The sequence below is a fragment of the Arthrobacter sp. Y3225116 genome, from assembly GCF_059091245.1.
The window spans coordinates 1-482 of the sequence record NZ_JBNHGL010000556.1; the positions used below are offsets into that span (position 1 = coordinate 1).

The following is a 482-nucleotide window of genomic DNA, read 5'->3' on the forward strand; positions in this document are numbered from 1 at the left end:
GCGGCGCCCCGCTCGCTGGTGCCAGCTCGTCCAGGCGCGCGCCCGCGCCGGCTTCTTTCCCCGGCGCCTGCGCGGCCGGGAGGTGTCGAACGTTGTCCATGTCCTGCCCTTCCTTCCACTGGTACTGCCTTGGCTTCCGACCGCGCCCCACAGCACGGCGCCCGTGTGCGTCTCTCCGCCGCTTGCGGAAAGCTTCACCATCAGGGCGGAGGTACGACGAGCGTTTGCCCGGGTTTGATCAGCGAGGGGTCGGGGCCGACGAGGGTCCTGTTGGCGGCATACCATTCCGGCCACCGCTCGGCGATTTCCGCGTCGGTCGCCAGCGGGCCCAGCTCGGCGGCCGCCAGCCGCCACAGGGAATCGCCGGCCGTGACGGTAACCAAGCGGGGTTTGTCGGGAGTGTCTCTGGTCGGCGGCTTGGCGACGGCGCCCGGGGCCGCGGCCGGGGGACCGGGCCTCCACGAGGGGTCCACCGGAGGATG

The 482-nt window shown here is 72.6% G+C and carries 1 protein-coding gene; it reads right to left on the reverse strand.

Features of this window, described 5'->3' with window-relative positions; genetic code table 11:
- Positions 1-200: 200 nt before the first annotated feature.
- On the reverse strand, positions 201-482 hold a 282-nt coding region (locus AC5RV2_RS18935; protein WP_494093609.1), incomplete at its 5' end, for a LysM peptidoglycan-binding domain-containing protein.